We start from the raw sequence: 24,738 nt of genomic DNA on the forward strand, positions 1-24,738 counted from the left end.
ATACGACTTGTTGGCCGATCACGTAAGGAAATATCTCGACATAGAAGCATTGAAGGTACTGATGAAAAACAAAGAGGATATGTAAACTGTTTGAAAGAAAGACGATGCAACACCACGGTGATGACCTATACAACTATCCGAATATCCAAATCAATTTCAGTTCGAACATTTGGACACATGCCGACCTGTCTTTGTTAAAAGAGCATCTGTCCAAACGTTTAGACCTCATCCGCAATTATCCGGAACCGGAAGCCAGCTCCCTTGAAAAGATACTGGCAGAACGGTTGGGCATCTCTCAGGAAGAGATACTGGTAACCAACGGTGCAACCGATGCTATCCGGCTGATAGCCAATAGTTTTTCAGAGCGAAATCAAGTGACTCTTCACCCAACATTCTCCGAATATCCCGAGAAAAAAGGGACGGGAGTACTCCGGTGGATCTGTAATCCTAACAACCCGACAGGCCATAGCAGGCCACCTGCAGAACTTATTCCTCCTCACGATTCTGACGATTTGCATGTCATCGACCAAGCATACGAAGCCTACACCTTAGCTCCGATGCTGACCGATCGCGACATCGTGAACCGTCCCAACTGCATACTCCTCCACTCCATGACCAAGAAATACTGCATACCGGGATTACGGTTGGGCTACCTCACAGCCCATCGTGACCTCATCGCCCGGCTGCGCCGAAACATGGTGCCGTGGAGTGTCAATGCCTTAGCCATAGAAGCCGGCAAGTTTCTGGTGACTAACGATATCCACGTGCTTCCCGAAATGGCTTGGCTTTTGAAAGAAACTCAACGTTTCCGCTATCTGCTCAATCAGATAGAAGGGTGCGAGGCACAGCCCACCGACACTCATTTTTTCCTTGTGCGACTGAGTGGTCACTCTGCACGCCAAGTGAAAGAAGCATTGGCCCAACGGTATGGAATCCTCGTTCGGGACGCTTCAACGTTTAAGGGAATAGGCCCGGAATATATCCGGCTGGCTACCCAACTGCCGGAAGAAAACGACAAACTCATCAGATGTTTAATCCAATATCTCTCATAATTGGTTGGCTGCTCGACCTCCTGTTGGGCGATCCTTCATGGCTTCCCCATCCCGTTGTGGCATTTGGCAAAATGATCCGTGCGGGGGAAAGTCGGCTAAACAAAGGTAAACAAAGAAAAATAAAAGGCGGTGTGCTGTCCCTTGTACTTATAGGTTGCACATGGGGCGGCACATCGCTTCTTCTGTCTGTCCTGAGCCATGAAGCCAAAGTCTGCCTGGAAACGATTCTGATATTCTTTTGCCTGGCCGGCACCACACTGATAAAAGAAGTGGAAAAGGTGTTCGACGCATTGGACATCTCACTTGAAAAAGGTCGACGACAAGTGGCCCGCATCGTCGGAAGGGACACGACCGAACTGTCGGAACAGGAAGTGAAAAAGGCAGCTTTGGAAACTCTGTCCGAGAATCTTTCAGACGGGGTCATCGCACCGCTGTTCTGGCTGATGCTTTTAGGGGTGCCGGGAATGATGGCTTACAAGATGATCAACACACTCGACTCGATGATCGGCTACCGCACAGTGCGCTATAAGGATTTTGGGTGTGTGGCTGCACGCATCGACGATGCAGCCAACTGGCTGCCGGCACGGCTCACAGCCTGCCTGATGCTCATGGGTGCCCTCTTTCTTTCAACTTCTTTTCCGCTCTCGAGAACGTCCTTGGCCGGACGCTTTCGCCAAATGTGCTACTTCTCCCATGCCCACCTCAGCCCCAACAGCGGATGGCCCGAAGCGGCCTTGGCATGCTTGCTCGGTTGTCGCTTTGGCGGCGGACACAGCTATCATGGCGAGTGGATAGAAAAACCGTATATCGGTGAGCATGAAAGACCGCTACACCGTGACGACATGAAAGCAGCCGTCAGACTCAACCGCCTGACAGAAGCCATGATGCTTGTAGCGGTAATGGCTGTGACTATGACGGGAATGTTATACGCGAAGTGCTGACAATATACGCCGACTGGTCAGATTTCGTCTCCGGAGTGGGCTAATCTTGCCATGCCGGAACGGAAAACCAATTCACGCCACCACCTTTCCCTCTTTACCGATGAGGTATTTCTTCCGTCCTTTATAAGCCTCAAAATAAGGATACTCGTCACGCAAAGCTATATCATCATAGACAAACGGCGACACCACCGTCTCTTGTCCGTCAGGCAATATCAACCCCATGCGGCCGTCTTTCTGTGCAATGACCGGCAATGTGCGGAGGTCATCCACATAGACATAGCATGTGCGGAGGAATTGGTAGTTGGGCGCAATGATGACTTTTCCTTCATGGTCGCGCATACCGAAAAGTCCGTTCTCCTCAAACACTTCATGAAATTGCAGATATTTCTGCTTCATGTGGAGATAGTAGTAAATCATTCGACGCTTGTCATTGACCATTTTCAACATATACCCGTAGGTGTCGCAATAGTTGGCCACGGCTCTCACCAGCACCTGCTTGAAGTCCAATCCGTTGATTGCCTTGCGGTTGAGGTCGATATATCTGGCAATGGCCCGCTCCTTGTCAGCATCGGTGAGCGTGGCAAGTTGCTCCTCAAACTTCAGCATGATTTGCTTTGAGCCCGACATAGCCTTGATGTAACGATGAATCTGCCGGGCCATCTCACGGCAGATAAAATGGTCTATCTGCTGCTGCTCGATAGGATCGACGTATAGGGCGTCGAAGTTGTCTTGCGTAATTTTCATGGTCACTTCCTTTCGTTTTCGCCAAAGGTAAGGAGATTTTCTGAGACGGACAAATATTTGGCCCAAACTTTTTGGAACATGTTTGCAAATGAATCCTAATGCAAAAGGAAGACTAAGGCTTGGGAAACGACACCTTAATATAATATATACCGCACTTTTGCAAAAACGACAAAAGTTAAGCTACGACCCCTGTTAAATTATCAGCCAGGCACTCAAGCTGTCAACATATTTCCACATCCATTTGCATTTTGCCGCAAAAAGTTGTATATTTGCATGAGCAAGGGAAGCGCGTATGTGCTTCCCTTTTTTGTTCCCCCACCCCCTAAAGGGGGCCTTCTCCTACAGTGCCGGCCCGTATGGTATTGTCAAAGAGCCCGTTTCGTGTTCCCACTCGGCCCAAACGAGCTTCCAAGTGTGGCCCTTTGGCGTTGCGACGAAGCCCCTTTGACCATTTTTCCTCTCCTTTTTTGCTTTTCCGGCACAGCTTTTTCGTTTGCCGCCAAGAATGGGAGAAAGGAGCAAGTCATGTATTTTCAAAATCTCACTATACAACCGACTATTCTATCTTTCCCTGTAATAATTCAAGGCTGCGCCGATAGCCGTACAGAACTCGGAGTACTTGGGGATACGGAAATGAACGCCATAAAGCTTTTCCATGGCGGAATACACCTCCCTGCACTGCGGCAGGAGTGTCAGATTACCTATCATCACAAAGTCTTTGATGCCACTGCCCAGACTGCTTAAAATGCTGCCCGACCCTATCGACTGCAACACCATGTGTATCAGGCCGATGGCAATGTCTTCACGAGTAGCGTTGGCCTTGGCATTGCTGAACAAGCTGGCCGTAGCACTCATGGGCAGTCCCGGCAGAGGATGGGCACTGATGTCGCCAATCAGCAAGTTGATCTTGGTGATGTCGCCCTCCATTGCCAGAGCGGCTATCTGCTTGATGTCATCCGTCTTGAGCATGATGCGGCTCAGTCCGGCCAGCGTGCCCCCACCGATGCCGATACCGCCAATGTGGCGTATGTCGTCGCCCTCACATTTCACAAGACTGGTGCCGGTGCCCATACTCACAACGATCATGCGGTCGAGTTTGGACTCGTAACGCGCCCCCAGTCCGTCGGCGACAAACTCCTCGCTCTTGGATGTGGGCAGCCCATAGATGTCTTCATCGATGTAGGCGGCTCCCACGCCCGTGAGCATCACATGCTCCACGTCTTCCAACCGCACCCTGTTGTCGTGCAGGTATTTGCCAAAAGCCCCATAGAGAGAGGTGATGGGGTCGGTGGCCTTGATGCGGATGGGTGAAATCACCACACCGTCGGCATTGACACCCACTATCTTCGTTGTGCTGATACCGACATCGATTCCGATAACTATTTTGCTCATACGCTCTTACGTCTTTTTGATTGATGCTGCAAAGATAACAATAATTGTAAAGAAAAGGCTGGAAAAGGAAAAATAACTTAACACTGCCGGCATTTTATCTACATTTTTCATTAACTTTGCAACCATGACAGAAGACAAACGACAACAGATGCGACAGTTCGTCGAACGGCTCAATGCCGCCTCCGACGCTTATTATAACGGCCAACCGGAACTGATGACCGACTATGAGTGGGATGCCCTTTTCGACCGGCTCAGACAGTTGGAAGAAGAGACGGGGGAAACGCTTCCCGATTCGCCCACAGCCAAAGTCTCCGCCGACGATGTGAAGGGACAAAAGGAAGAACACGAGTTTCCCGCCCTCTCGCTGGCTAAGACCAAACGCCCCGAAGAACTTGTGAAATGGGCCGAGGGCCGTCCCATCTGGCTCTCGTGGAAGCTCGACGGACTGACACTCGTTGCCACCTACGACGGGGGAAGGCTCACCAAAGTCGTCACACGGGGTAACGGGCACATCGGCACCAACATCACCCATCTGGCACAAGCCATCAACGGGTTGCCTGCCAGAATCAAATCGGCCGGGCACACCGTGATCCGCGGTGAGGCCGTCATCTCCTACGAAGACTTTGAACGCTTCAACATGGAGAGCGACGAGGAATATGCCAACCCGCGCAATCTGGCATCGGGCTCGCTGACACTCAAAGATGTGAACGAAATCAAACAGCGCCACATCCGCTGGATACCCTTCACACTGGTCTATACCGACGAAGAAATAGACGCATGGGGCAAGCGCATGGACTGGTTGGAAGCCAACGGTTTCAAGCCTGTTGAGCGGGAGCTGATAGCCAACCCCACGCTTGAAGAAGTGGAAACTGTCATTGCCCGCTGGACGGAGAAAGTGACCCACCGCATCAATCCCTACCCCGTAGACGGGCTGGTGATCTCCTACGACGACACGGCCTATGCCGCCACGGGGGCCGTGACGGGACATCATGCCACCCGGGCCGGCCTGGCCTTCAAGTGGCAGGACGAGGCCGCCGAAACCGAACTCGACCATGTGGAGTGGTCGTGCGCCACCAACACCATCTCGCCCGTGGCCGTCTTCCGCCCCGTGGAGTTGGAGGGCACCACCGTGAAGCGTGCATCGCTCTGCAACATCAGCGAGTGTCGCCGGTTGGGTATCGGCGGGAGCGGCACGCGCCTCTCTGTCATCAAGGCCAACAAGATTATCCCCAAGGTTATCAAGGTGATTGAGACTGTGGGCGAGTTTGACATTCCGGGCAAGTGTCCCGTTTGCTGTGCGCCGACAGAAATTTCCATCAGCGGCATGAGCGACACCGAAACCCTCCATTGCACCAACGATGCCTGCCCGGCCAAGCAGCTCAAGAAGTTTACCCGCTTCGTGTCCAAAGAAGCTATGAACATTGACGGTATCAGCGAACAGACCCTTGCCAAATTTATCAATCTCGGATGGGTGGGCGAATATGCCGACCTCTACCATCTGCGCGAGCACCAACGCGAGTTGGCAGGGCTTGAAGGCTTCGGCGAGCGCTCGGCTGCCAACATCATGGCATCGGTTGAGAAATCACGCGATGCCGAGGCCCATCGGCTGCTCTTTGCCCTGTCCATCCCCCTTTGCGGAGCCGACGTGTGCAAGCGTTTGCTCTCCGCCTATCCGCTGGCTGACCTTCTGTCCACGGCCCGCACGGTAGAAAATCTCGACCACTTCGCCCATATCCCGGGCATCGGACCGGAAAAGTCGGCTTCGTTCATCAACTGGAACCGGTCACAAGCTAACCAACAGCTCGTCGACCATCTGTTGTGCGAGATTCGTGTGTCGCAAGTGTCGGAAGTCCCCCAAGGAAACAAATGTGCCGGTCTTACATTCGTCATCACAGGCGATGTGTATCATTTCAAGAATCGCAACGAACTGAAATCCTACATCGAGTCGGAAGGCGGCAAGGTGGCGGGCAGTGTGAGCGGGGCCACGAGTTTCCTCATCAACAACGATGTGGAGTCGACTTCGGGGAAAAACAAGAAGGCCAAACTGCTCGGCATCGAGATTATTTCGGAAGATGATTTCATAAGCCGTTTCGGCAATCCCGATGCGGTCTGAAGCATTTGCGGGGGCTTTCATTGTGAGTTTTGGGATTTATTGCTACCTTTGCCGAAAATATGAGAATAGACATCATCACCGTTTTGCCCGAAATGATTGAGGGCTTTATTAACGAATCCATATTGGCCAGAGCACAAAAGAAAGGACTGGCCGAGATACATCTGCACAACCTGCGCGACTACACGCAGGACAAATGGCGCCGCGTGGACGACTATCCATACGGTGGGTCGGCCGGTATGGTGATGCAGTGCGAGCCGATAGACCGCTGCATCTCCAAATTGAAAGGCGAACGAGACTACGACGATGTGATCTATGTGTCGCCCGACGGGGAGACTTTCAACCAAAAGATGGCCAACGAGATGTCGCTGCAAGGCAATCTCATCATCCTCTGCGGCCACTACAAGGGTATTGACCAACGCATCAGAGAACATCTCATCACCAAGGAAATATCAGTGGGTGACTTTGTGCTTACCGGTGGCGAACTGGCAGCAGCCATCATTGCCGATGCCGTGATACGCGTGGTGCCGGGCGTGATTGGCGACGAGCAGAGTGCCCTCTCCGACTGTTTTCAAGACAATCTCCTTGCCGCGCCCATCTACACCCGGCCGGCCGACTATAAAGGATGGAAAGTGCCCGAAGTGCTGCTGAGCGGCAACGAGGCTAAAATCAGGCAATGGGAGTTGGATCAGGCTATAGAGCGCACCCGGCGGCTACGCCCCGACTTGTTGGAATAAGCGTTGATCCAAAAGGTCGTACACGCAAAATGGCACGTTTGATTCTTGAGTGGTTTCCGTCTCCGGAAGATATTTTGAAAGCATTATACATCAAGGCCCGTTTCTCGATTGGGAAACGGGCCTTTTGGCATTTTACGTAACATTTACGTAAATCTTTACAACACGAAACGATGTTTTCACTATATTTGCGATGTATTAAAAGAGAAATCTATTATTGACTTATACATTATTAAATCTAATTTGTTTATGAACGGAATCCCTACTGTATTTTGGTTGGTCCCAGTAGCCTCTATTGTGGCTTTAAGCATGGCTTGGTATTTTTTCAACTCCATGATGAAAGCGGAAGAAGGCACTCCACGAATGATTGAAATAGCCGAACACGTGAGAAAGGGGGCTATGGCCTATCTCAAACAGCAGTATAAAGTGGTGCTGATAGTATTTATCGTACTGGCCGTTATCTTTTCATTGATGGCATACGTGCTGAAAGTACAAAATCCGTGGGTTCCGTTTGCATTTCTCACAGGTGGTTTCTTCTCCGGACTTTCCGGTTTCTTCGGCATGAAAACTGCCACTTACGCGTCCGGACGCACGGCCAATGGTGCCCGTGAAGGCCTTGACCGTGGACTGAAGATTGCCTTCCGCAGTGGAGCTGTGATGGGGCTCGTGGTGGTGGGACTCGGATTGCTCGACATCGCCTTGTGGTTTCTCGTGCTAAACGCCGTATATCAAGGCGAAAACATGGCCTTGGTCACCATCACGACCACCATGCTTACATTCGGTATGGGTGCTTCTACACAAGCCTTGTTTGCCCGCGTGGGCGGAGGCATCTACACCAAAGCAGCCGATGTGGGTGCCGATCTTGTGGGCAAGGTGGAAGCCAACATCCCCGAAGACGACCCGCGCAATCCGGCAACCATCGCCGACAACGTGGGAGACAATGTGGGAGACGTGGCCGGTATGGGTGCCGACCTCTACGAGAGCTACTGTGGTTCGATACTCTCCACAGCCGCTCTCGGTGCAACTGCTTTTGCCATGAATGCCGACATGCAACTCAAAGCCGTCATCGCCCCCATGATCATCGCCGCCGTAGGCATCTTCCTCTCGCTCATAGGCATCTTTCTTGTGAAGACCAAGGAGGGTGCAACAATGAAAGACCTGCTCCATTCGCTCGGAATGGGTACCAATGTGTCGGCAGTGCTCATAGCACTTGCCACCTTCCTCATCCTTTATTTGCTGGAGTTGGACAACTGGTTGGGCGTGTCGTTTTCCGTTATCAGCGGTTTGACAGCCGGTGTCATCATCGGTCAGGCTACCGAATACTACACTTCCCAAAGCTATACCCCCACTAAAAAGATAGCCGAAGCATCACAGACAGGCTCGGCCACAGTCATCATCAAGGGCATCGGCACCGGTATGATTTCCACCTGTGTGCCTGTGGTGACCATCTCTGTGGCCATCATGCTGAGCTATCTCTGCGCCAACGGCTTCGATTTGTCCATGTCGTCGGCCTCCATCTCGCGCGGTCTTTACGGCATTGGCATTGCTGCCGTAGGGATGCTCTCCACACTAGGCATCACACTGGCAACCGATGCCTACGGTCCCATAGCCGACAACGCCGGCGGCAATGCGGAGATGAGCGAACTGGGAGAGGAGGTGCGCCACCGCACAGATGCCCTCGATGCCCTCGGAAACACTACAGCTGCTACGGGCAAGGGCTTCGCCATTGGGTCGGCAGCCCTCACGGCACTGGCCTTATTGGCCTCATACGTGGAAGAAGTGAAGATTGCCATGGCCCGGGCTATGGAGGAAGGGACTCGTTTTATCGACGCTGCCGGCAACGCATTTAATCCGGCGACAGCCGACATGGCCGACTTCATGGCATTCTTCCAAGTAAACTTGATGAACCCGAAAGTGCTTGTGGGCGTTTTCATCGGGGCAATGGCAGCCTTCCTCTTCTGCGGTCTCACCATGGGAGCTGTGGGACGCGCCGCCGGTGCTATGGTCGAAGAGGTGCGCCGCCAATTCCAAGAAATCAAAGGTATTCTCGAAGGCAAAGCCACACCCGACTACGGACGCTGTGTGGAAATCTCCACCCGCAGTGCCCAACGGGAGATGATACTCCCCTCGTTCCTTGCCATCCTCATTCCCATAGCTGTGGGTGCTGTGCTCGGTGTGGCCGGTGTGTTGGGCCTCTTGGTGGGAGGACTGTCGGCAGGTTTCACACTGGCCGTGTTTATGGCCAATGCCGGAGGTGCTTGGGACAATGCTAAGAAACTGGTGGAAGAAGGTCATTTCGGCGGTAAAGGTTCGGAATGCCACAAGGCAACCATCGTGGGCGACACTGTAGGTGACCCGTTCAAGGACACCTCCGGGCCCAGTCTGAATATTCTTATCAAGCTGATGTCAATGGTGAGCATCGTGATGGCCGGCCTCACGGTGGCATTCATCTAAACGATAAAGCCCATCTTTAATAGGTTTTTCAGGTAAAATCATTCATGGGTAACACAGAAGGCTTCTCCAAGTGAGAAGCCTTCTTCATAAAGGCGTTCCAATTTATCAATGTCCTTTTCGATGCGCCCCACCTCCAAGGGACGCTGCGGGCGAATACACTCTATCTGCCCGGCGGCCTCCAAGTCGTCAATGAGTTGAAGCTGTTCGTTGTAAATCACATGCCGACGGCTCAAAGCCACCCTCAACCGGGGATAATTCTTATAGATGAACTTAGGCACCTTGCGGTCTCTACTCTCGTCCCGCCATCCCTTATTGCGAGTCAGCACCACCACATTCCGGCTGTGCCCGACAGCCATTGCACGCGCCACCGGTATGGAATCGGTGATTCCCCCATCGAGCATCGGTATGCCATCCACCTCCACTATCTTGCTTACATAAGGCAAACTGCTCGAGGCCCTTACGATATCCAAGGCTCGCCGTTGTTCAGTGGTCTCACTTAGATACATCGGTCGACCGGTCAGACAATTTGTCGTGACCATCTCAAAACCGGCGGCATATTTAAAATAAGTATCAAAATCAAAAGGCAACAACTGGTTGGGAAACTTGTCGTAGAGCAATTCACGGTCGAAGATACACCCTTGAGTGACCAGATGGCGAAGACCGATATACTGATAGCGCGCTAAAAAGTCAATATTTGACACACGGGCCCGACGAGGCTGACGGCTCACATACGACATGCCGTTGCAGGCCCCTGCCGAGACTGCCACAATATAAGGGAAATAACGTTCATACTTCATGAAAGCATCCAAAACACCACTCGTAAAAACGCCCCTCATACCTCCACCTTCAAGAACCAATCCCGTGTTTCTGTCTATCTTCACTCTTAATTATTTATAAATTTTCAAGTAACATTCATTTTTGATTGCAAAGATAACAAATATCTACAAAAAAAGTGTAACTTTGCAATCGATTCTGGATTAAATTCACTAATTATGTTTAAAACGGAAACTTATATAGCGCGCCGCCAACAACTTAAACAACTTGTTAACAGCGGCATTATACTTATTTTCGGTAATAATGAGTCGCCATGCAATTTCCCTGCCAACGGCTATTATCCGTTCCGCCAAGACTCGAGTTTTCTCTACTATTTCGGGCAGCAGAGAGACGGACTCGTAGGGGTCATTGATGTGGACAACGATACAGAGACGCTCATCGGTGACGATATCGACATTGAAGACATTGTGTGGTATGGCAGTGTGGAGAGCGTAAAGATGATGGCCGAGCAGGTGGGTGTGTCCAATTCCGCCCCCATGAAGGCCTTGCAAGGCATCTGTGCCGAAGCTCTGGCAAAGAGAAGGAAGATTCATTTCCTCCCTCCCTACCGCTACGACATCAAGCTTCAACTGTTCGACCTGTTGGGAATCCACCCCAACCAGCAAAAGCAGGAAACCTCAATGGAACTCATCAGGGCCGTTGTGAAAATGCGTTCGACCAAGACTGCCGAGGAAGTGGAAGAATTGGAACGCGCTGCCGTTATTGGATACAAAATGCACACCACAGCCATGAGACTCACCAAACCGGGCGTGACCGAGAAGTTCATTGCCGGCCAAGTAGATGGTACGGCCCATTCCTACGGCTCCATGGTCAGTTTCCCCACCATCTTCACACAGCATGGTGAAATCTTGCATGGCAGTCCTTCGCCCGCTCCTTTGGAGGCAGGCCGCCTCGTCCTCTGCGATGCCGGTGCGGAGACGGTCAACAACTATTGTTCCGACAACACCCGCACCATGCCCGTGAGTGGTAAGTTCACCCAACGACAACTGGAAATCTACTCCATAGTGGAAGCCTGTCACGACTATGCCCTCGAAGTGGCCAAGCCCGGTGTGAAATGGATGGACGTGCATTTTGCCGTATGTCGCCTGATGACCGACCGCCTCAAGGAGCTCGGACTGATGAAGGGAGACGCCGAAGAGGCCGTGAGGGCCGGTGCCCACGCCATGTTCCTCCCCCACGGTTTGGGACACATGATGGGCATGGATGTGCACGACATGGAGGCTCTCGACCAAATCAACGTAGGCTTCGACGAGGAGACGCGCCCCAATCTTGAGCAGTTTGGCACCAACTGCCTGCGCATGGGTCGCCGCCTCGAAGAAGGTTTTGTAGTGACCGACGAGCCGGGCATTTACTTCATTCCAGCTCTCATTGACGAATGGAAGGCCAACGGACATTGCGCGGAATTCCTTAATTTCGACAAACTCGAGACCTATAAAGATTTCGGAGGCATACGCATAGAGGATGATGTGCTCATCACAAAAGACGGTTGCCGATTCCTCGGCAAGGACCGTATACCCTACCATGCAAAAGACGTAGAAGAGTTCATGCAACACAATTAACCAAAAAACGATTATTATTTTCAACATTAAAACTTATAGATGAAAAAGTTATTAGCATTGGCGCTCCTCGCAGTGGTTGCTTCGGGAGCTGACGCAAAGACAGAAAAGGATTCGGTGAACAAGAACAAACCAGTATTCACTGTAGTCAAAGAACTCCCCATCACAAGCATAAAGGATCAGAACAAGTCGGGCACTTGCTGGGCTTATTCCACCTTGAGCTTCTTTGAGAGTGAAATACTCAAGAAGAGTGGCAAGACATACGACCTCTCGGAAATGTTCGTTGCCAACAAGACTTACCTTGATCGTGCCGTCATGGCCGTGAGAATGCACGGTGACGTGAGCTTCTCGCAAGGTGGCAGTGCCTACGATGTGCTCTACTGCCTCAAGAACTATGGCAGCGTGCCCGAATCTGCCATGCCGGCTCCCGGCACCATGACAGGTGACTCGTTGGCCAACTTCAGCGAATTTTTCAAGGCCTTGACACCCTACGTGGAGGCCGTGGCCAAGAGCGATGCCAAGAAACTTTCTCCGGCATGGAAGAACGGACTGCAGGGCATTCTCGATGCCTACTTGGGCAAGGCACCGGCCAACTTCACTTACGAAGGCAAGAACTACACCCCGAAAACCTTTGCAGCAAGTCTGGGACTGAACTGGGACGACTATGTGACTTTCACCAGCTATACACACCATCCCTTCTGGACGGAGTTTGCCGTTGAGGTGCAGGACAACTGGCGTTGGCCCATGAGTTGGAATGTCCCGATGGACGACCTCACCAAAATCATAGACAATGCACTCGCCAACGGCTACACCGTGGCTTGGGGCGGCGATGTCACTGAAGACGGTTTCACTCGCAAAGGCCTCGGCATAGCCTACGACGTGAAGAAAGTGCGCTCCATGGCAGGCACCGATGCCGACCGTTGGTTCAAGCTCTCCAAGACCGAGAAGAGCGAGAAGTTTGATTCTCTGGGTGTTAACGCTCCCGAAATCGTGCCCACACAACAAATGCGCCAAGACGCTTTTGACAACTGGGAAACTACCGATGACCACGGTATGCACATCTACGGTATAGCCAAAGACCAGAATGGCAAAGAATACTACATGGTGAAAAACTCATGGGGCAAGTATGGTGACTACTCCGGCACTTGGTACCTGACCAAGACTTTCGTTACCTATAAGACCATGGACTTTATGGTGAACAAGAACGCTGTGCCCAAAGACATCCGCAAGAAGTTGGGTATCTAAACACAGCATCAAAATACAGAAACAGCATCAAGAGCATCCGCCCAGGTTGGCAGATGCTCTTTTTTATGTTCTTCCGGCTCTGGTGCGGGATGTCTGCACCGGTCGTGCAGAGGCTTTGCACAAAGCGTGCAACAACCATGCGCGGATGGTGCACCAGTCATGCACCATCACTTGACAGTTGGGCAGACACTTCGAATATTTCTCTTTCGATATTTGTTGGTGGTTTCGATAAAACTTTGTAACTTTGCAACATTATTGATAATAAAAACGAAACCAGCTCTTAATCCATTGATAGAGAAGCATATTGTTCTTGAAGATATAGATCCCGTGATGTTCTACGGGATTAACAATGCACATTTGCAGATGTTGAAGTCGCTGTTTCCCAAACTGCGTATCGTGGCCCGCGACAATGTCATCAGACTGCTTGGTGACGAAGAGGAAATGGCAAAAGTGGAAGAAGACATCGAAACCATGCGGAAGCATGTGCTGAAATACAACACCATCAGCGACGAAGACATCCTCGACATTGTAAAAGGGAGACAGACAAAGGCCGATGCTGTGAAGGGAGTACTTGTGTACAGCATTTCGGGCCGTCCCATCAAGAGCCGCACGGTGAACCAACAGCGACTCATTGAGGCTTACGAACACAACGACATGGTGTTTGCCGTAGGCCCTGCCGGAACGGGTAAGACCTATCTGAGCATCGCTTTGGCCGTGAAAGCCCTGAAGGAGAAGACGGCCAAGAAGATCATCCTCTCGCGGCCGGCTGTGGAGGCAGGCGAGAAACTGGGCTTCCTCCCGGGCGACATGAAGGATAAAATAGACCCTTATCTGCAACCGCTCTACGACGCGCTGGAGGATATGCTACCCGCCGTAAAACTGCAAGACATGATGGAGAAACACATCATACAGATTGCTCCGCTGGCATTCATGCGAGGCCGTACGCTGAGTGATGCTGTGGTGATACTTGATGAGGCGCAGAACACCACCCCACAGCAAATCCGCATGTTCCTGACCCGAATGGGCTGGAATACCAAAATGATTATCACGGGCGACATGACCCAGATAGACCTGCCACGAGAACAGCGGAGCGGACTCCGTGAGGCACTGGGCATTTTACAGGGATTGGAGGGCATCGGTGTCGTGCATCTGGGCGACAAAGACATTGTGAGACATAAGCTCGTGACGCGCATCGTAAACGCATACGATGCCTACGACCGGGAAAAAGCCGAAGAGAAGAGTTTCAAACAAAATACTAAAAATGAAAGCATTAACAAAGACTGATTTCCATTTCGATGGACAGAAGAGTGTTTATCACGGCAAAGTGCGTGACGTTTACGACATCAATGACGACCTGCTGGTGATGGTCGCTACCGACAGAATCTCCGCTTTCGATGTCATTCTGCCCAAAGGTATCCCGTTTAAGGGACAAGTCTTGAACCAAATTGCAGCCAAGTTTCTCGATGCCACGACCGACATCTGCCCCAACTGGAAATTGGCCACACCCGACCCGATGGTCACAGTAGGACTGAAATGCGAAGGCTTTCGCGTGGAAATGATCATTCGCGGCATCCTCACAGGTTCGGCATGGCGGGAGTACAAAAACGGCTGCCGCGAGATTTGTGGTGTGAAACTGCCGGAGGGAATGAGGGAGAACGAACGCTTTCCGGAACCTATCGTAACACCGACAACCAAGGCCGACGAGGGCCACGACCTCAACATCTCGAAAGAGGAAATCATTGCTCAGGGCATCGTCTCGGCCGAAGACTATGCCGTGATGGAAGACTACACACGCAAACTCTTTAAGCGCGGGCAGGAAATCGCTGCCAAGCAGGGACTTATCCTTGTGGATACCAAATATGAGTTTGGCAAGCGAGACGGCAAAGTGTATCTCATCGATGAAATCCACACGCCTGACTCCAGCCGATATTTCTATGCCGATGGCTATGAAGAGAAATTCGAGAAAGGCGAACCACAAAAGCAACTTTCCAAAGAATTTGTGCGCCAGTGGCTCATCGAACATAACTTCATGAACGAGCCCGGACAGCAGATGCCCGAAATCACCGACGACTACGCCGAGAACGTGAGCGACCGCTACATAGAGCTCTATGAACACATCACCGGCGAGAAATTTGACAAGGCAACCGAGCAGGGAGACATCGCCACACGCATAGAGAAGAACGTGAGCGAGTATCTCGCCGCAAGAAAATAATCTCACTAACGGAAACGTGTACGAACAGGAAAGTATAAAGCCTTACAACTCAGGCGAGAAAGGAAAGCAGGTGGAGGAGATGTTCAACAACATCGCCCCCACCTACGACACCTTGAACCATCGTCTGTCATGGGATATAGACAAAGGATGGAGGAAAAAGGCTATCGCCCAACTGCAACCTTTCAGCCCCCGGCATATACTCGACATCGCTACGGGGACAGGTGATTTTGCCATTCTCGCAGCTCGGATGCTGACTCCAGAAAAGCTCATCGGAGCCGACATCTCAGAGGGAATGATGGATATAGGCCGGCAGAAAGTGAAACGGGCGAGGCTCGAACAAATCATCTCATTTGAGAAAGAAGACTGCCTGCAGCTCTCCTATCCCGAGAACTCTTTTGATGCGGTGACCGCGGCTTTCGGTATCAGGAACTTTCCCGATCTGGACCGCGGGCTGAAAGAAATATTCAGAGTGCTCAAACCGGACGGACATTTGAGTATCGTCGAGCTCACGTCTCCTGTCACTTTTCCCATGAAACAGCTTTTCAAGGTCTATTCTCACACGGTGTTGCCCATTTACGGTCGCCTCGTCTCACGCGACGACAGTGCCTACCACTACCTCACAGCCACCATAGAAGCTTTTCCACAAGGTGAGCAGATGGTTGGAATTTTCAAGAAAGCCGGCTTTTCTGAAGCCCGTTTCGAGCGGCTCACATTCGGTATATGTACCATGTATCTGGCCACCAAATAAGAGAATGGGCATATATAAAGTAAGGTGAATGTCACAGAAGATTTAAAGATTTTATCATTAACAAAAACGATTATGGACAAATTCGGACTGATAGGTTTCCCGTTAGGGCACTCCTTCTCGAAGAATTATTTCAACGAGAAGTTTGAGAACGAAGGTATTGATGCCCGATACATCAACTTCGAGATTCCTGCCATCGAGAATCTGACAGAGATACTCGACTCCAACCCCACGCTGAAAGGGCTCAATGTGACCATTCCCTATAAGCAAAAGGTGATGAGCTATCTTGATGCCATCAGTCCTGAAGCCCGTGCCATCGGTGCCGTCAATGTCATTAAAGTGACTCATAAAGGCAAGAAAGTGGAGCTCAAAGGCTTCAATAGCGATGTCATTGGTTTCACCAAAAGCATAGAACCGCTATTGGAGCGATGCCATAAGAAGGCACTTATCTTGGGAACGGGAGGAGCCTCCAAGGCCATCGACTACGGACTCAAAAGCCTGGGGCTGGAGACCTTGTTTGTGAGTCGCTTTGAGCGTCAGGGAACAATCCAATATGCCGACATTACACCGGAAGTAGTCAGGGAATACAATGTCATTGTGAATTGCACCCCTTGCGGCATGTACCCCCATGTAGACGAATGTCCGGAACTGCCATACGAGGCAATGGACACCCATACGCTCCTCTACGATCTTATCTACAATCCCGACGAAACCCTTTTCATGAAACGGGGAAAGGAATATGGGGCCACAACAAAAAACGGTCTTGAGATGTTGCTCTTGCAGGCTTTTGCAAGTTGGGACTTTTGGAATGGCAAATAATCTTTAAAAACATACTTAATCGAAATAAAGAAGTGAACAACCGTTATATGATGCGTGGCGTGAGTGCTGCCAAGGAAGATGTACACAATGCCATTAAGAATATCGACAAAGGAATATTCCCACGGGCTTTCTGCAAAATTATCCCCGATGTGCTGGGAGGCGACCCCGACTATTGCAATATCATGCACGCCGACGGTGCAGGCACCAAGTCGAGCCTGGCCTATATGTATTGGAAAGAAACCGGTGACATGGACGTGTGGAAAGGAATCGCGCAGGATGCCATTGTGATGAATACCGATGATTTGCTCTGTGTAGGGGCGGTAGACAACATTTTGGTGTCATCCACCATCGGGCGTAATAAGATGCTGATACCGGGTGAGGTGATTTCAGCCATCATCAACGGCACGGACGAACTGCTGGCAGAACTGCGTGGCATGGGCATCGGCATCTATCCCACGGGGGGAGAGACTGCCGATGTGGGCGACCTTGTGCGGACAATCATCGTAGACTCCACCGTGACGTGCCGCATGAAGCGTTCGGATGTGATAGACAATGCCAACATACGGCCGGGCGATGTTATCGTCGGACTCTCGTCCACCGGGCAGGCTACATACGAGAGACAATATAACGGGGGCATGGGAAGCAACGGACTGACAAGTGCTCGGCACGATATGTTCGCCAAATATCTGGCAGAAAAATATCCGGAAAGTTACGACCACGACGTACCAGACGACCTTGTGTATAGCGGACAATACCGGTTGACGGACAGTGTGGACGGTGCCCCCGTTGTTGCCGGCAAACTGGTGCTCTCCCCTACCCGCACCTACGCCCCCGTCATCAAAAAAATGCTTGACGAGCTTCGCCCGGAAATACACGGCATGGTGCATTGCACCGGAGGCGCACAAACAAAGGTGCTCCACTTCGTGAACGACAACTGTAAGGTGGTGAAAGATAACATGTTCCCCGTTCCACCGCTGTTCAAGGCTATTCACGATTGCTCTGCAACCGACTGGAAAGAAATGTACCAAGTGTTCAACATGGGCCACCGCATGGAGATTTATGTGCGCCCAGAAATAGCCGAACGAATCATTGCCATCAGCAAGGAGTTCAATATCGATGCCCAAGTGGTGGGGCATATTGAGGATGGAAAACGAAGTCTCACCATCGAAAGCGAGTTTGGAACTTTCAACTATGAAGGATAGGAAGAGGAAGACGGGACTCCCGTTCTCCATTTCTCTATATACATATCAACACATATTTAAACTATATGCCGGATAACAATAACATTTTAGAAAAATTAGACGGTCTTGAGAGCCGATTTGAAGAGGTATCGACCTTAATCACCGACCCGGATGTGATAGCCGACCAGCAACGCTATGTCAAACTCACCAAGGAATATAAAGACTTGGGAGACATCATGGATGTGCGTAAACGCTACATAGCCTGCCTGAATGCCATCAAGGAATCTAAAGACATTCTGGCCAACGAGAGCGATGCAGACATGAAGGAGATGGCGCGCGAGGAACTGGCCACGAATGAAGACTTGCAACCCAAGCTGGAAGAGGAAATCAAAATCGCATTAGTGCCCAAAGACCCGGAAGATGCCAAAAACGTGCAGATGGAAATCAGGGCGGGAGCCGGAGGCGATGAGGCGGCCCTCTTTGCCGGCGACCTTTTCAACATGTACAAAAAATACTGTGACTCCAAAGGATGGAACCTCAGTGTGACAAGTGTTTCTGAAGGAGCCGTAGGGGGATATAAGGAAATAGATTTTGCAGTGAGCGGAGTCGATGTCTACGGTACTCTGAAATACGAATCAGGCGTGCATCGCGTGCAGCGTGTACCCGCTACAGAAACTCAAGGCCGTATGCACACCAGTGCTGCGACGGTGGCTGTGCTCCCCGAAGCAGACAAATTTGAGGTGAATATCAACGAAGGCGACATCAAGTGGGACACGTTCCGTTCAAGCGGTGCCGGCGGACAGAATGTCAACAAGGTGGAATCAGGCGTGCGCCTGCGCTATCCCTGGAAGAATCCGAATACCGGAGAAGTGGAGGAAATACTCATCGAATGCACCGAAACACGCGACCAACCCAAGAATAAAGAACGGGCTTTGAGCCGTCTTTACACATTCATCCACGATCGCGAACATCAGAAATACATAGACGACATAGCCAGTCGGCGAAAGAGCTTGGTTTCCACCGGCGACCGTTCGGCAAAAATCCGCACCTACAACTTCCCGCAAGGCCGCGTGACGGATCATCGCATCGGCTACACCACACACGACCTGCAAGGTTTTATGGGTGGTGACATCCAAGACATGATAGATGCCCTCACTGTGGCCGAGAATGCCGAGAAACTGAAAGAGAACGAACTTTAGTCTCACCGCCCTCTCCCCATCTCCACCTTTTAGCCGGGCAAGAGGGGCAATAGGCCGGACACATTCAATCCACAAAATCCATTCCCATCCCATGACAAGAAAAGAACTCATAGAACAGATTTTCACAAAAAAAAGTTTTTTGTGCGTAGGTCTTGACACGGATTTAAAGAAAATCCCCGAGCACCTACTCTCGGAAGAAGACCCTTTGTTTGCATTCAACAAAGCTATCATTGATACTACAGCTCCCTATTGCGTGGCCTACAAACCCAATCTTGCTTTCTACGAATGCTATGGACTGAAGGGTATGGTTGCCTTTGAGCGCACAATAGTCTATCTTAAAAAGCACTATCCCCACCATTTCATCATAGCAGATGCGAAACGTGGAGACATAGGCAATACCTCCAAAATGTATGCCCGTACCTTCTTTGAAGAGTATGACTTGGATTCTCTCACCGTGGCTCCGTATATGGGTGAAGACAGTGTGAAGCCTTTCCTTGAGTATGAAGGCAAGTGGGTCATCTTGCTGGCACTGACAAGCAATAAAGGGGCGCACGACTTTCAGCTCATAAAAGATGCTCAAGGGGAGCGACTCTTTGAAAAAGTGCTGAAGAAAAGCCGTGAGTGGGGCAATAGCGAAAACATGATGTATGTTGTGGGAGCCACTCAAGGTGAGATGTTTAAGGACATTCGCCGATACGCTCCCGAACATTTCCTTCTTGTTCCGGGTGTCGGAGCCCAAGGCGGAAGCCTTCAAGAAGTGTGCAAATACGGAATCATCAAAGACTGCGGACTACTTGTCAACTCCTCCCGAGGCATCATCTATGCAGACAATGGCAGGGACTTCGCTTCCACAGCGGCCCGAAAAGCTAAAGAAATGCAGTTGCAAATGGAAGAAGAACTGAATAATCTATAACGCCCCATCATAATCCCTCTATATGCTCTTACGCAGGAACAGTATAGGGGGATTTTACATACGGTTTTCCCAAATGAATGACAGCAAAATCATCAATGATCCTGTATTCGGATTCATCAAAATCCCCAAAGGCATCCTTCTTGACATCGTGAAGCATCCGCTTATGCAACGGTTGACCCGTATCAAGCAGAACGGGCTCGCTTCGGTCGTTTACCCGGGTGCCCAGCACACCCGCTTTCAACATTCCATCGGAGCCTACCATCTGATGAGCGAGGCCGTACTCTCCCTGCAACAAAAAGGGCATTTCATCTTCGACAGTGAAGCGGAGGCCGTCGAAGCGGCCATCCTCATGCACGACATAGGGCACGCACCATTCTCACATGTGCTTGAAGGCACATTGATTCACGACATCTCGCATGAAGAAATATCGCTCATGATGATGGAAAAAATCAATCGGGAGATGAACGGTGCACTCAATCTGGCTCTAAAAATATTCAAGGACGAATATCCCAAACGCTTTCTCCATCAGCTCATCAGTTCACAACTTGACATGGACAGGCTTGACTATCTCCGACGAGACAGTTTCTTCACTGGCGTGACGGAAGGGAATATCGGCTCAGCCCGCATTATCAAAATGCTTGATGTCGTGGAAGATCAATTGGTGGTGGAGTCAAAAGGTATCTATTCCGTGGAGAATTATCTCACCTCGCGACGATTGATGTATTGGCAAGTGTATCTTCACAAGACGGCCGTAGGTTATGAAAAGATTCTAGTCAACCTGCTTAAACGCGCCAAACACTTGGCAGCCGAAGGACAAGAAGTCTTCGCTTCACCCCAACTCGCATATTTCCTCTACAACAATGTCGATGCCACATTCTTTCATGAGCATGAGAAGTCGCTTGACATGTATGAATTGCTTGATGACAATGATATCTGGAGCAGTGCCAAAGTATGGATGCACCATGAAGACAGAATTTTGGCATTGCTAGCCTCCGATTTCGTTAACAGGCGACTTTTCAAAATGGAAGTGCAAGAGACACCATTTGAGGCAGAATACCTCGACCATATCCGTCAAGGGCTGATAGACAATTTACATGTTTCAGAAGACGAAGTGGAATACCTCATGAGTTACAATACCATCGCCAAAGACATGTATGAGGCTGATGAAGACCGCATCACAATAGTTTACAAAGATGGTTCGATGAAAGATATAGCTGACGCATCTGACCTCCTTAATATAGCCATTCCTTCTAAAAAAATTCGCAAATATTATCTCTGTCATCAGCGTTTCTGAATATTTTTTGTTATATTTGCAAAAATAATTCAAGCTGATTGATAAAAATGGAATTTACCGCTAAGCAAATCGCTGCCTTTGTAGAAGGCCGAATTGAAGGCGACGAAAACGCCACCGTGAGTACTTTCACTAAAATCGAGGAAGGAGCTCCCGGTGCCATTTCGTTTCTCGCCAACCCCAAATATACCCATTTTATTTATGAAACAGCTGCATCTATCGTCCTCGTCAGCGAAGATGTGGAAATTGACAAGCCTGTAAAGGCCACGCTTATCCGTGTGAAAGATGCCCGCGATTGCGTGGCTCGCCTTTTACAGATGTATGAAGCTTCCAAAACAAAAAAAATCGGTATTGATTCCCTTGCATTTATTTCTCCTAAGGCCAAAGTTGGAAAAGATGTCTATATCGGAGCATTTGCCTTCATTGGCGATGGGGCCGTTGTGGGTGACGGAAGCCAAATTTATCCCCACGCCTATATCGGCGATGGCGTTGAAATCGGTACACAGTGTATTATTTACCCCAATGTGACCATCTATCATGGCTGTAAATTGGGGAACAAGATCATTGTCCACGCTGGTGCAGTCATTGGGGCAGACGGTTTCGGATTTGCACCTTCGAGTGATGGAAACGGCTACGACAAGATTCCACAGATCGGTATTGTCAATATAGAAGACGATGTGGAAATTGGAGCCAACACCTGTATCGACCGCTCCACAATGGGCAGTACCATCATTCGTAAAGGTGTGAAGCTCGACAATTTGGTGCAGGTGGCACACAATGTCGAAGTGGGTGAAAATACAGTGATGTCTGCCCAAGTAGGCATAGCGGGAAGTACCAAAGTTGGACAATGGTGTATGTTCGGCGGGCAAGTGGGCATTGCAGGGCATATCCAAATCGGGAACAAGGTATTTTTAGGTGCGCAAAGTGGTGTCCCGGGGAGCATCAAGGACAACCAGACACTTATCGGAACTCCCCCGATGGAACCCAAGCCCTATTTCAAATCTCAAGCTATCTTCCGCCGCTTACCCGATATGTACAAACAGTTGGACGACTTGCAAAAGGCAGTGGAAAAACTCAAGAAGCAGCAAAGATAATTTCGATCAACATATAAATAACGAATTTGATTATAGATATGTCTAAGCAGAGGACACTTAAAGGCAGTTTTTCACTCTACGGAAAAGGCCTACATACAGGATTAAGTCTCACCGTCACTTTCAATCCTGCTCCCGAGAACACCGGCTACAAGATACAGCGTATCGACCTTGAAGATCAGCCAATTATCGATGCTATCGCTGAAAAGGTCGTTGATACACAGCGGGGCACGGTTCTCGCAAATGGTGAAGCCAGAGTATCTACTGTCGAACATGGCATGGCCGCACTTTATGCACTGGGCATCGACAACTGCCTGATTCAGGTCAATGGTCCCGAATTTCCTATCCTTGACGGCTCTGCAGCCATGTATGTAGAGAAAATCCAGGAAATTGGAATCGTCGAACAAAATGCCGAGAAGGACTATTATATCATTCGTCATAAACTTGAGGTGAAAGACGAAGAGACCGGTTCTACGATAACGATACTTCCCGATGACCAGTTTTCTATCACGGCCATGTGCTCTTTCCAGTCGAAGTTTATCAACAGCCAGTTTGCAACGCTCGACAATATTGAGACTTTCCCCACAGAAATTGCACCAGCCCGCACATTTGTCTTCGTGCGCGATATAGTTCCGCTGCTTGATGCCAACCTCATAAAAGGCGGAGATCTTGACAATGCCATCGTGATTTATGAACGCGAGGTGACTCAAGAGCAGCTCGACCACTTGGCTGATGTACTCAAAGTTCCTCACATGGATGCAACGAAAGTAGGCTACATACAGCACAAACCGCTCATGTGGGAAAATGAATGCACACGCCACAAACTCCTTGACATCATTGGTGACATGGCACTGATTGGCAAACCCATTAAAGGACGTATTGTTGCCACACGACCGGGACACACCATTAACAACAAGTTTGCACGCCTAATGCGTAAAGAAATACGTAAACATGAAGTGCAGGCTCCTATCTATAATCCCAATGAGAAGCCGGTGATGGACAATATCCGCATCCGTCAGTTGCTTCCTCACCGTTACCCCATGCAGCTGGTTGACAAGATCATATCCATGGGCCCGACCAGTATTGTAGGTATCAAAAATGTGACAGCCAATGAACCTTTCTTCCAAGGACACTTTCCGGAAGAACCGGTAATGCCGGGTGTTCTGCAAATTGAAGCAATGGCACAATGTGGAGGGTTGCTTGTTCTCAATCAATTGGAAGAACCCGAACGGTGGAGCACCTATTTCATGAAGATTGATGAAGTAAAATTCCGTCAAAAAGTCATTCCCGGTGACACTCTCCTTTTCCGTGTAGAACTTCTTCATCCCGTTCGCCACGGCATAAGTTCCATGAAAGGCTATATGTTTGTCGGCGATCAGGTAGTGTCAGAGGCATCGTTCACGGCTCAAATCGTAAAAAACAAATAACATTCTAATATGAATCAAATCAGTCCGTTAGCCTTTGTTCATCCGGAGGCCAAGCTCGGCGACAACAACATCATAGGCCCTTTCTGTTACATTGACAAAAACACAGTACTTGGTGATAATAATGTACTTCAAAATAGTGTTACTGTCCATACAGGTGCCCGCATTGGAAACGACAATGAGATATTTCCCGGTGCAAGCATCTCTACCAAGCCGCAAGACTTGAAATTCAAGGGAGAAGAGACCACCTGTGTGCTTGGTAACAACAACAGCATCCGGGAGAATGTAACCATCTCCCGTGGTACAGCCTCCAAAGGAACCACTACTGTCGGTAGCAATAACCTGCTGATGGAGAATATGCATGTGGCCCACGATTGCATTCTCGGAAGTGGTCTTATCATAGGCAATTCTACCAAATTGGCCGGTGAAGTCACCATTGATGACAACGCTATCATTAGTGCCACAGTGCTCTGCCATCAATTTTGCCATATCGGCGGTTACGTGATGATACAAGGCGGAAGCCGTTTCTCTCAAGACATTCCTCCATATATCATCGCCGGTAAAGAACCTATCCGTTTCGCCGGTTTGAATTTGGTGGGACTCCGCCGGCGTGGATTCAGCAATGATCTCATCCAACACATCCACGAAGCCTATCGCCTACTCTACTCCAAAGGCGTGTTGGCCGAGGGTATACAGGAAATAAAGAATAATTTACAGATGACTCCGGAAATTCAATATATCATTGATTTTGTGAAGGACTCCAAGCGCGGAATCATCCGTTAATCCCCTTGCTGCATCATA

21 protein-coding genes are annotated in these 24,738 nt (G+C 50.1%); 18 read left to right on the forward strand and 3 right to left on the reverse strand.

All coding sequences use genetic code 11. The features are described from left to right. Positions 1 to 104 precede the first annotated feature (104 nt). Together HMPREF6485_RS09010 and cbiB are read left to right on the forward strand one after the other, a co-directional pair. A complete protein-coding gene (locus HMPREF6485_RS09010; RefSeq protein WP_004346100.1) occupies positions 105 to 1,052 on the forward strand; it encodes a pyridoxal phosphate-dependent aminotransferase in 948 nt (315 codons plus the stop codon). Further along, a complete protein-coding gene (gene cbiB, locus HMPREF6485_RS09015) occupies positions 1,028 to 1,993 on the forward strand; it encodes an adenosylcobinamide-phosphate synthase CbiB (RefSeq protein WP_004346101.1) in 966 nt (321 codons plus the stop codon). The genes HMPREF6485_RS09010 and cbiB overlap by 25 nt, the downstream gene beginning before the upstream one ends. 72 nt (positions 1,994 to 2,065) lie before the next feature. Here cbiB and HMPREF6485_RS09020 read toward each other — a convergent pair whose 3' ends face one another. Both HMPREF6485_RS09020 and coaW read right to left on the reverse strand, forming a co-directional pair. Further along, positions 2,066 to 2,737 carry a hypothetical protein gene (locus HMPREF6485_RS09020; protein ID WP_004346102.1) on the reverse strand — a complete coding sequence of 224 codons (672 nt, stop codon included), beginning with the start codon at positions 2,735 to 2,737 and terminating at the stop codon, positions 2,066 to 2,068. 561 nt (positions 2,738 to 3,298) lie between these two features. Further along, positions 3,299 to 4,129, reverse strand: coding sequence for a type II pantothenate kinase (gene coaW / locus HMPREF6485_RS09030; RefSeq protein ID WP_004341891.1), 831 nt, complete (start codon positions 4,127 to 4,129; stop codon positions 3,299 to 3,301). Between the two features lie 124 nt (positions 4,130 to 4,253). Between coaW and ligA the strand changes: the two genes are divergently transcribed. The 3 genes from ligA (at position 4,254) to HMPREF6485_RS09045 (ending at position 9,427) form a co-directional block, all read left to right on the forward strand. Then, a complete protein-coding gene (gene ligA / locus HMPREF6485_RS09035) occupies positions 4,254 to 6,242 on the forward strand; it encodes an NAD-dependent DNA ligase LigA (protein ID WP_004346105.1) in 1,989 nt (662 codons plus the stop codon). A 59-nt stretch (positions 6,243 to 6,301) separates the two neighbouring features. Further along, on the forward strand, positions 6,302 to 6,976 hold the full coding sequence (trmD, locus tag HMPREF6485_RS09040) for a tRNA (guanosine(37)-N1)-methyltransferase TrmD (protein WP_004341889.1): 675 nt from the start codon (positions 6,302 to 6,304) through the stop codon (positions 6,974 to 6,976). A 246-nt stretch (positions 6,977 to 7,222) separates the two neighbouring features. Beyond that, the gene (locus HMPREF6485_RS09045; protein ID WP_044126004.1) at positions 7,223 to 9,427 is read left to right on the forward strand and encodes a sodium-translocating pyrophosphatase; all 2,205 of its coding nucleotides are present in this window, start codon (positions 7,223 to 7,225) and stop codon (positions 9,425 to 9,427) included. Between the two features lie 38 nt (positions 9,428 to 9,465). Here HMPREF6485_RS09045 and HMPREF6485_RS09050 read toward each other — a convergent pair whose 3' ends face one another. Beyond that, entirely contained in the window at positions 9,466 to 10,308 is an 843-nt protein-coding gene (locus HMPREF6485_RS09050) for a patatin-like phospholipase family protein (protein ID WP_004341886.1), read from the reverse strand. 111 nt (positions 10,309 to 10,419) lie between these two features. Between HMPREF6485_RS09050 and HMPREF6485_RS09055 the strand changes: the two genes are divergently transcribed. The 13 genes from HMPREF6485_RS09055 (at position 10,420) to lpxA (ending at position 24,720) form a co-directional block, all read left to right on the forward strand. Continuing rightward, a complete protein-coding gene (locus tag HMPREF6485_RS09055; RefSeq protein ID WP_004341885.1) occupies positions 10,420 to 11,820 on the forward strand; it encodes an aminopeptidase P family protein in 1,401 nt (466 codons plus the stop codon). 39 nt (positions 11,821 to 11,859) lie between these two features. After that, the gene (locus HMPREF6485_RS09060) at positions 11,860 to 13,062 is read left to right on the forward strand and encodes a C1 family peptidase (protein WP_004346110.1); all 1,203 of its coding nucleotides are present in this window, start codon (positions 11,860 to 11,862) and stop codon (positions 13,060 to 13,062) included. Between the two features lie 288 nt (positions 13,063 to 13,350). Beyond that, positions 13,351 to 14,346: a PhoH family protein gene (locus HMPREF6485_RS09065; RefSeq protein WP_004341883.1), complete on the forward strand. Its 996-nt coding sequence runs from the start codon at positions 13,351 to 13,353 to the stop codon at positions 14,344 to 14,346. Next, positions 14,324 to 15,274, forward strand: a complete 951-nt coding sequence (locus tag HMPREF6485_RS09070) for a phosphoribosylaminoimidazolesuccinocarboxamide synthase (RefSeq protein ID WP_004346112.1) — start codon at positions 14,324 to 14,326, stop codon at positions 15,272 to 15,274. Before HMPREF6485_RS09065 ends, HMPREF6485_RS09070 begins: the two co-directional genes overlap by 23 nt. 16 nt (positions 15,275 to 15,290) lie before the next feature. Continuing rightward, the gene (ubiE, locus tag HMPREF6485_RS09075; protein ID WP_004346113.1) at positions 15,291 to 16,022 is read left to right on the forward strand and encodes a bifunctional demethylmenaquinone methyltransferase/2-methoxy-6-polyprenyl-1,4-benzoquinol methylase UbiE; all 732 of its coding nucleotides are present in this window, start codon (positions 15,291 to 15,293) and stop codon (positions 16,020 to 16,022) included. A 72-nt stretch (positions 16,023 to 16,094) separates the two neighbouring features. Then, positions 16,095 to 16,838 (forward strand): shikimate dehydrogenase family protein, encoded by a 744-nt coding sequence (locus HMPREF6485_RS09080; RefSeq protein ID WP_044126007.1) that lies wholly within the window; start codon positions 16,095 to 16,097, stop codon positions 16,836 to 16,838. Between the two features lie 32 nt (positions 16,839 to 16,870). Then, a complete protein-coding gene (locus tag HMPREF6485_RS09085; RefSeq protein ID WP_044126370.1) occupies positions 16,871 to 18,040 on the forward strand; it encodes an AIR synthase-related protein in 1,170 nt (389 codons plus the stop codon). A gap of 65 nt (positions 18,041 to 18,105) precedes the next feature. Further along, positions 18,106 to 19,218, forward strand: coding sequence for a peptide chain release factor 1 (prfA, locus tag HMPREF6485_RS09090; protein ID WP_004341878.1), 1,113 nt, complete (start codon positions 18,106 to 18,108; stop codon positions 19,216 to 19,218). 91 nt (positions 19,219 to 19,309) lie between these two features. After that, the gene (gene pyrF, locus HMPREF6485_RS09095) at positions 19,310 to 20,131 is read left to right on the forward strand and encodes an orotidine-5'-phosphate decarboxylase (protein ID WP_004346116.1); all 822 of its coding nucleotides are present in this window, start codon (positions 19,310 to 19,312) and stop codon (positions 20,129 to 20,131) included. Between the two features lie 73 nt (positions 20,132 to 20,204). Then, positions 20,205 to 21,425, forward strand: a complete 1,221-nt coding sequence (locus tag HMPREF6485_RS09100) for an HD domain-containing protein (protein WP_044126010.1) — start codon at positions 20,205 to 20,207, stop codon at positions 21,423 to 21,425. Between the two features lie 47 nt (positions 21,426 to 21,472). Beyond that, positions 21,473 to 22,516 (forward strand): UDP-3-O-(3-hydroxymyristoyl)glucosamine N-acyltransferase, encoded by a 1,044-nt coding sequence (gene lpxD / locus HMPREF6485_RS09105; RefSeq protein WP_044126014.1) that lies wholly within the window; start codon positions 21,473 to 21,475, stop codon positions 22,514 to 22,516. 38 nt (positions 22,517 to 22,554) lie between these two features. Beyond that, a complete protein-coding gene (locus HMPREF6485_RS09110; RefSeq protein ID WP_004341874.1) occupies positions 22,555 to 23,940 on the forward strand; it encodes a bifunctional UDP-3-O-[3-hydroxymyristoyl] N-acetylglucosamine deacetylase/3-hydroxyacyl-ACP dehydratase in 1,386 nt (461 codons plus the stop codon). A gap of 9 nt (positions 23,941 to 23,949) precedes the next feature. Next, positions 23,950 to 24,720: an acyl-ACP--UDP-N-acetylglucosamine O-acyltransferase gene (lpxA, locus tag HMPREF6485_RS09115; RefSeq protein WP_004346121.1), complete on the forward strand. Its 771-nt coding sequence runs from the start codon at positions 23,950 to 23,952 to the stop codon at positions 24,718 to 24,720. Positions 24,721 to 24,738: the final 18 nt, after the last annotated feature.

It is taken from the genome of Segatella buccae ATCC 33574 (genome assembly GCF_000184945.1).
Taxonomy (GTDB): Bacteria; Bacteroidota; Bacteroidia; order Bacteroidales; family Bacteroidaceae; genus Prevotella; species Prevotella buccae.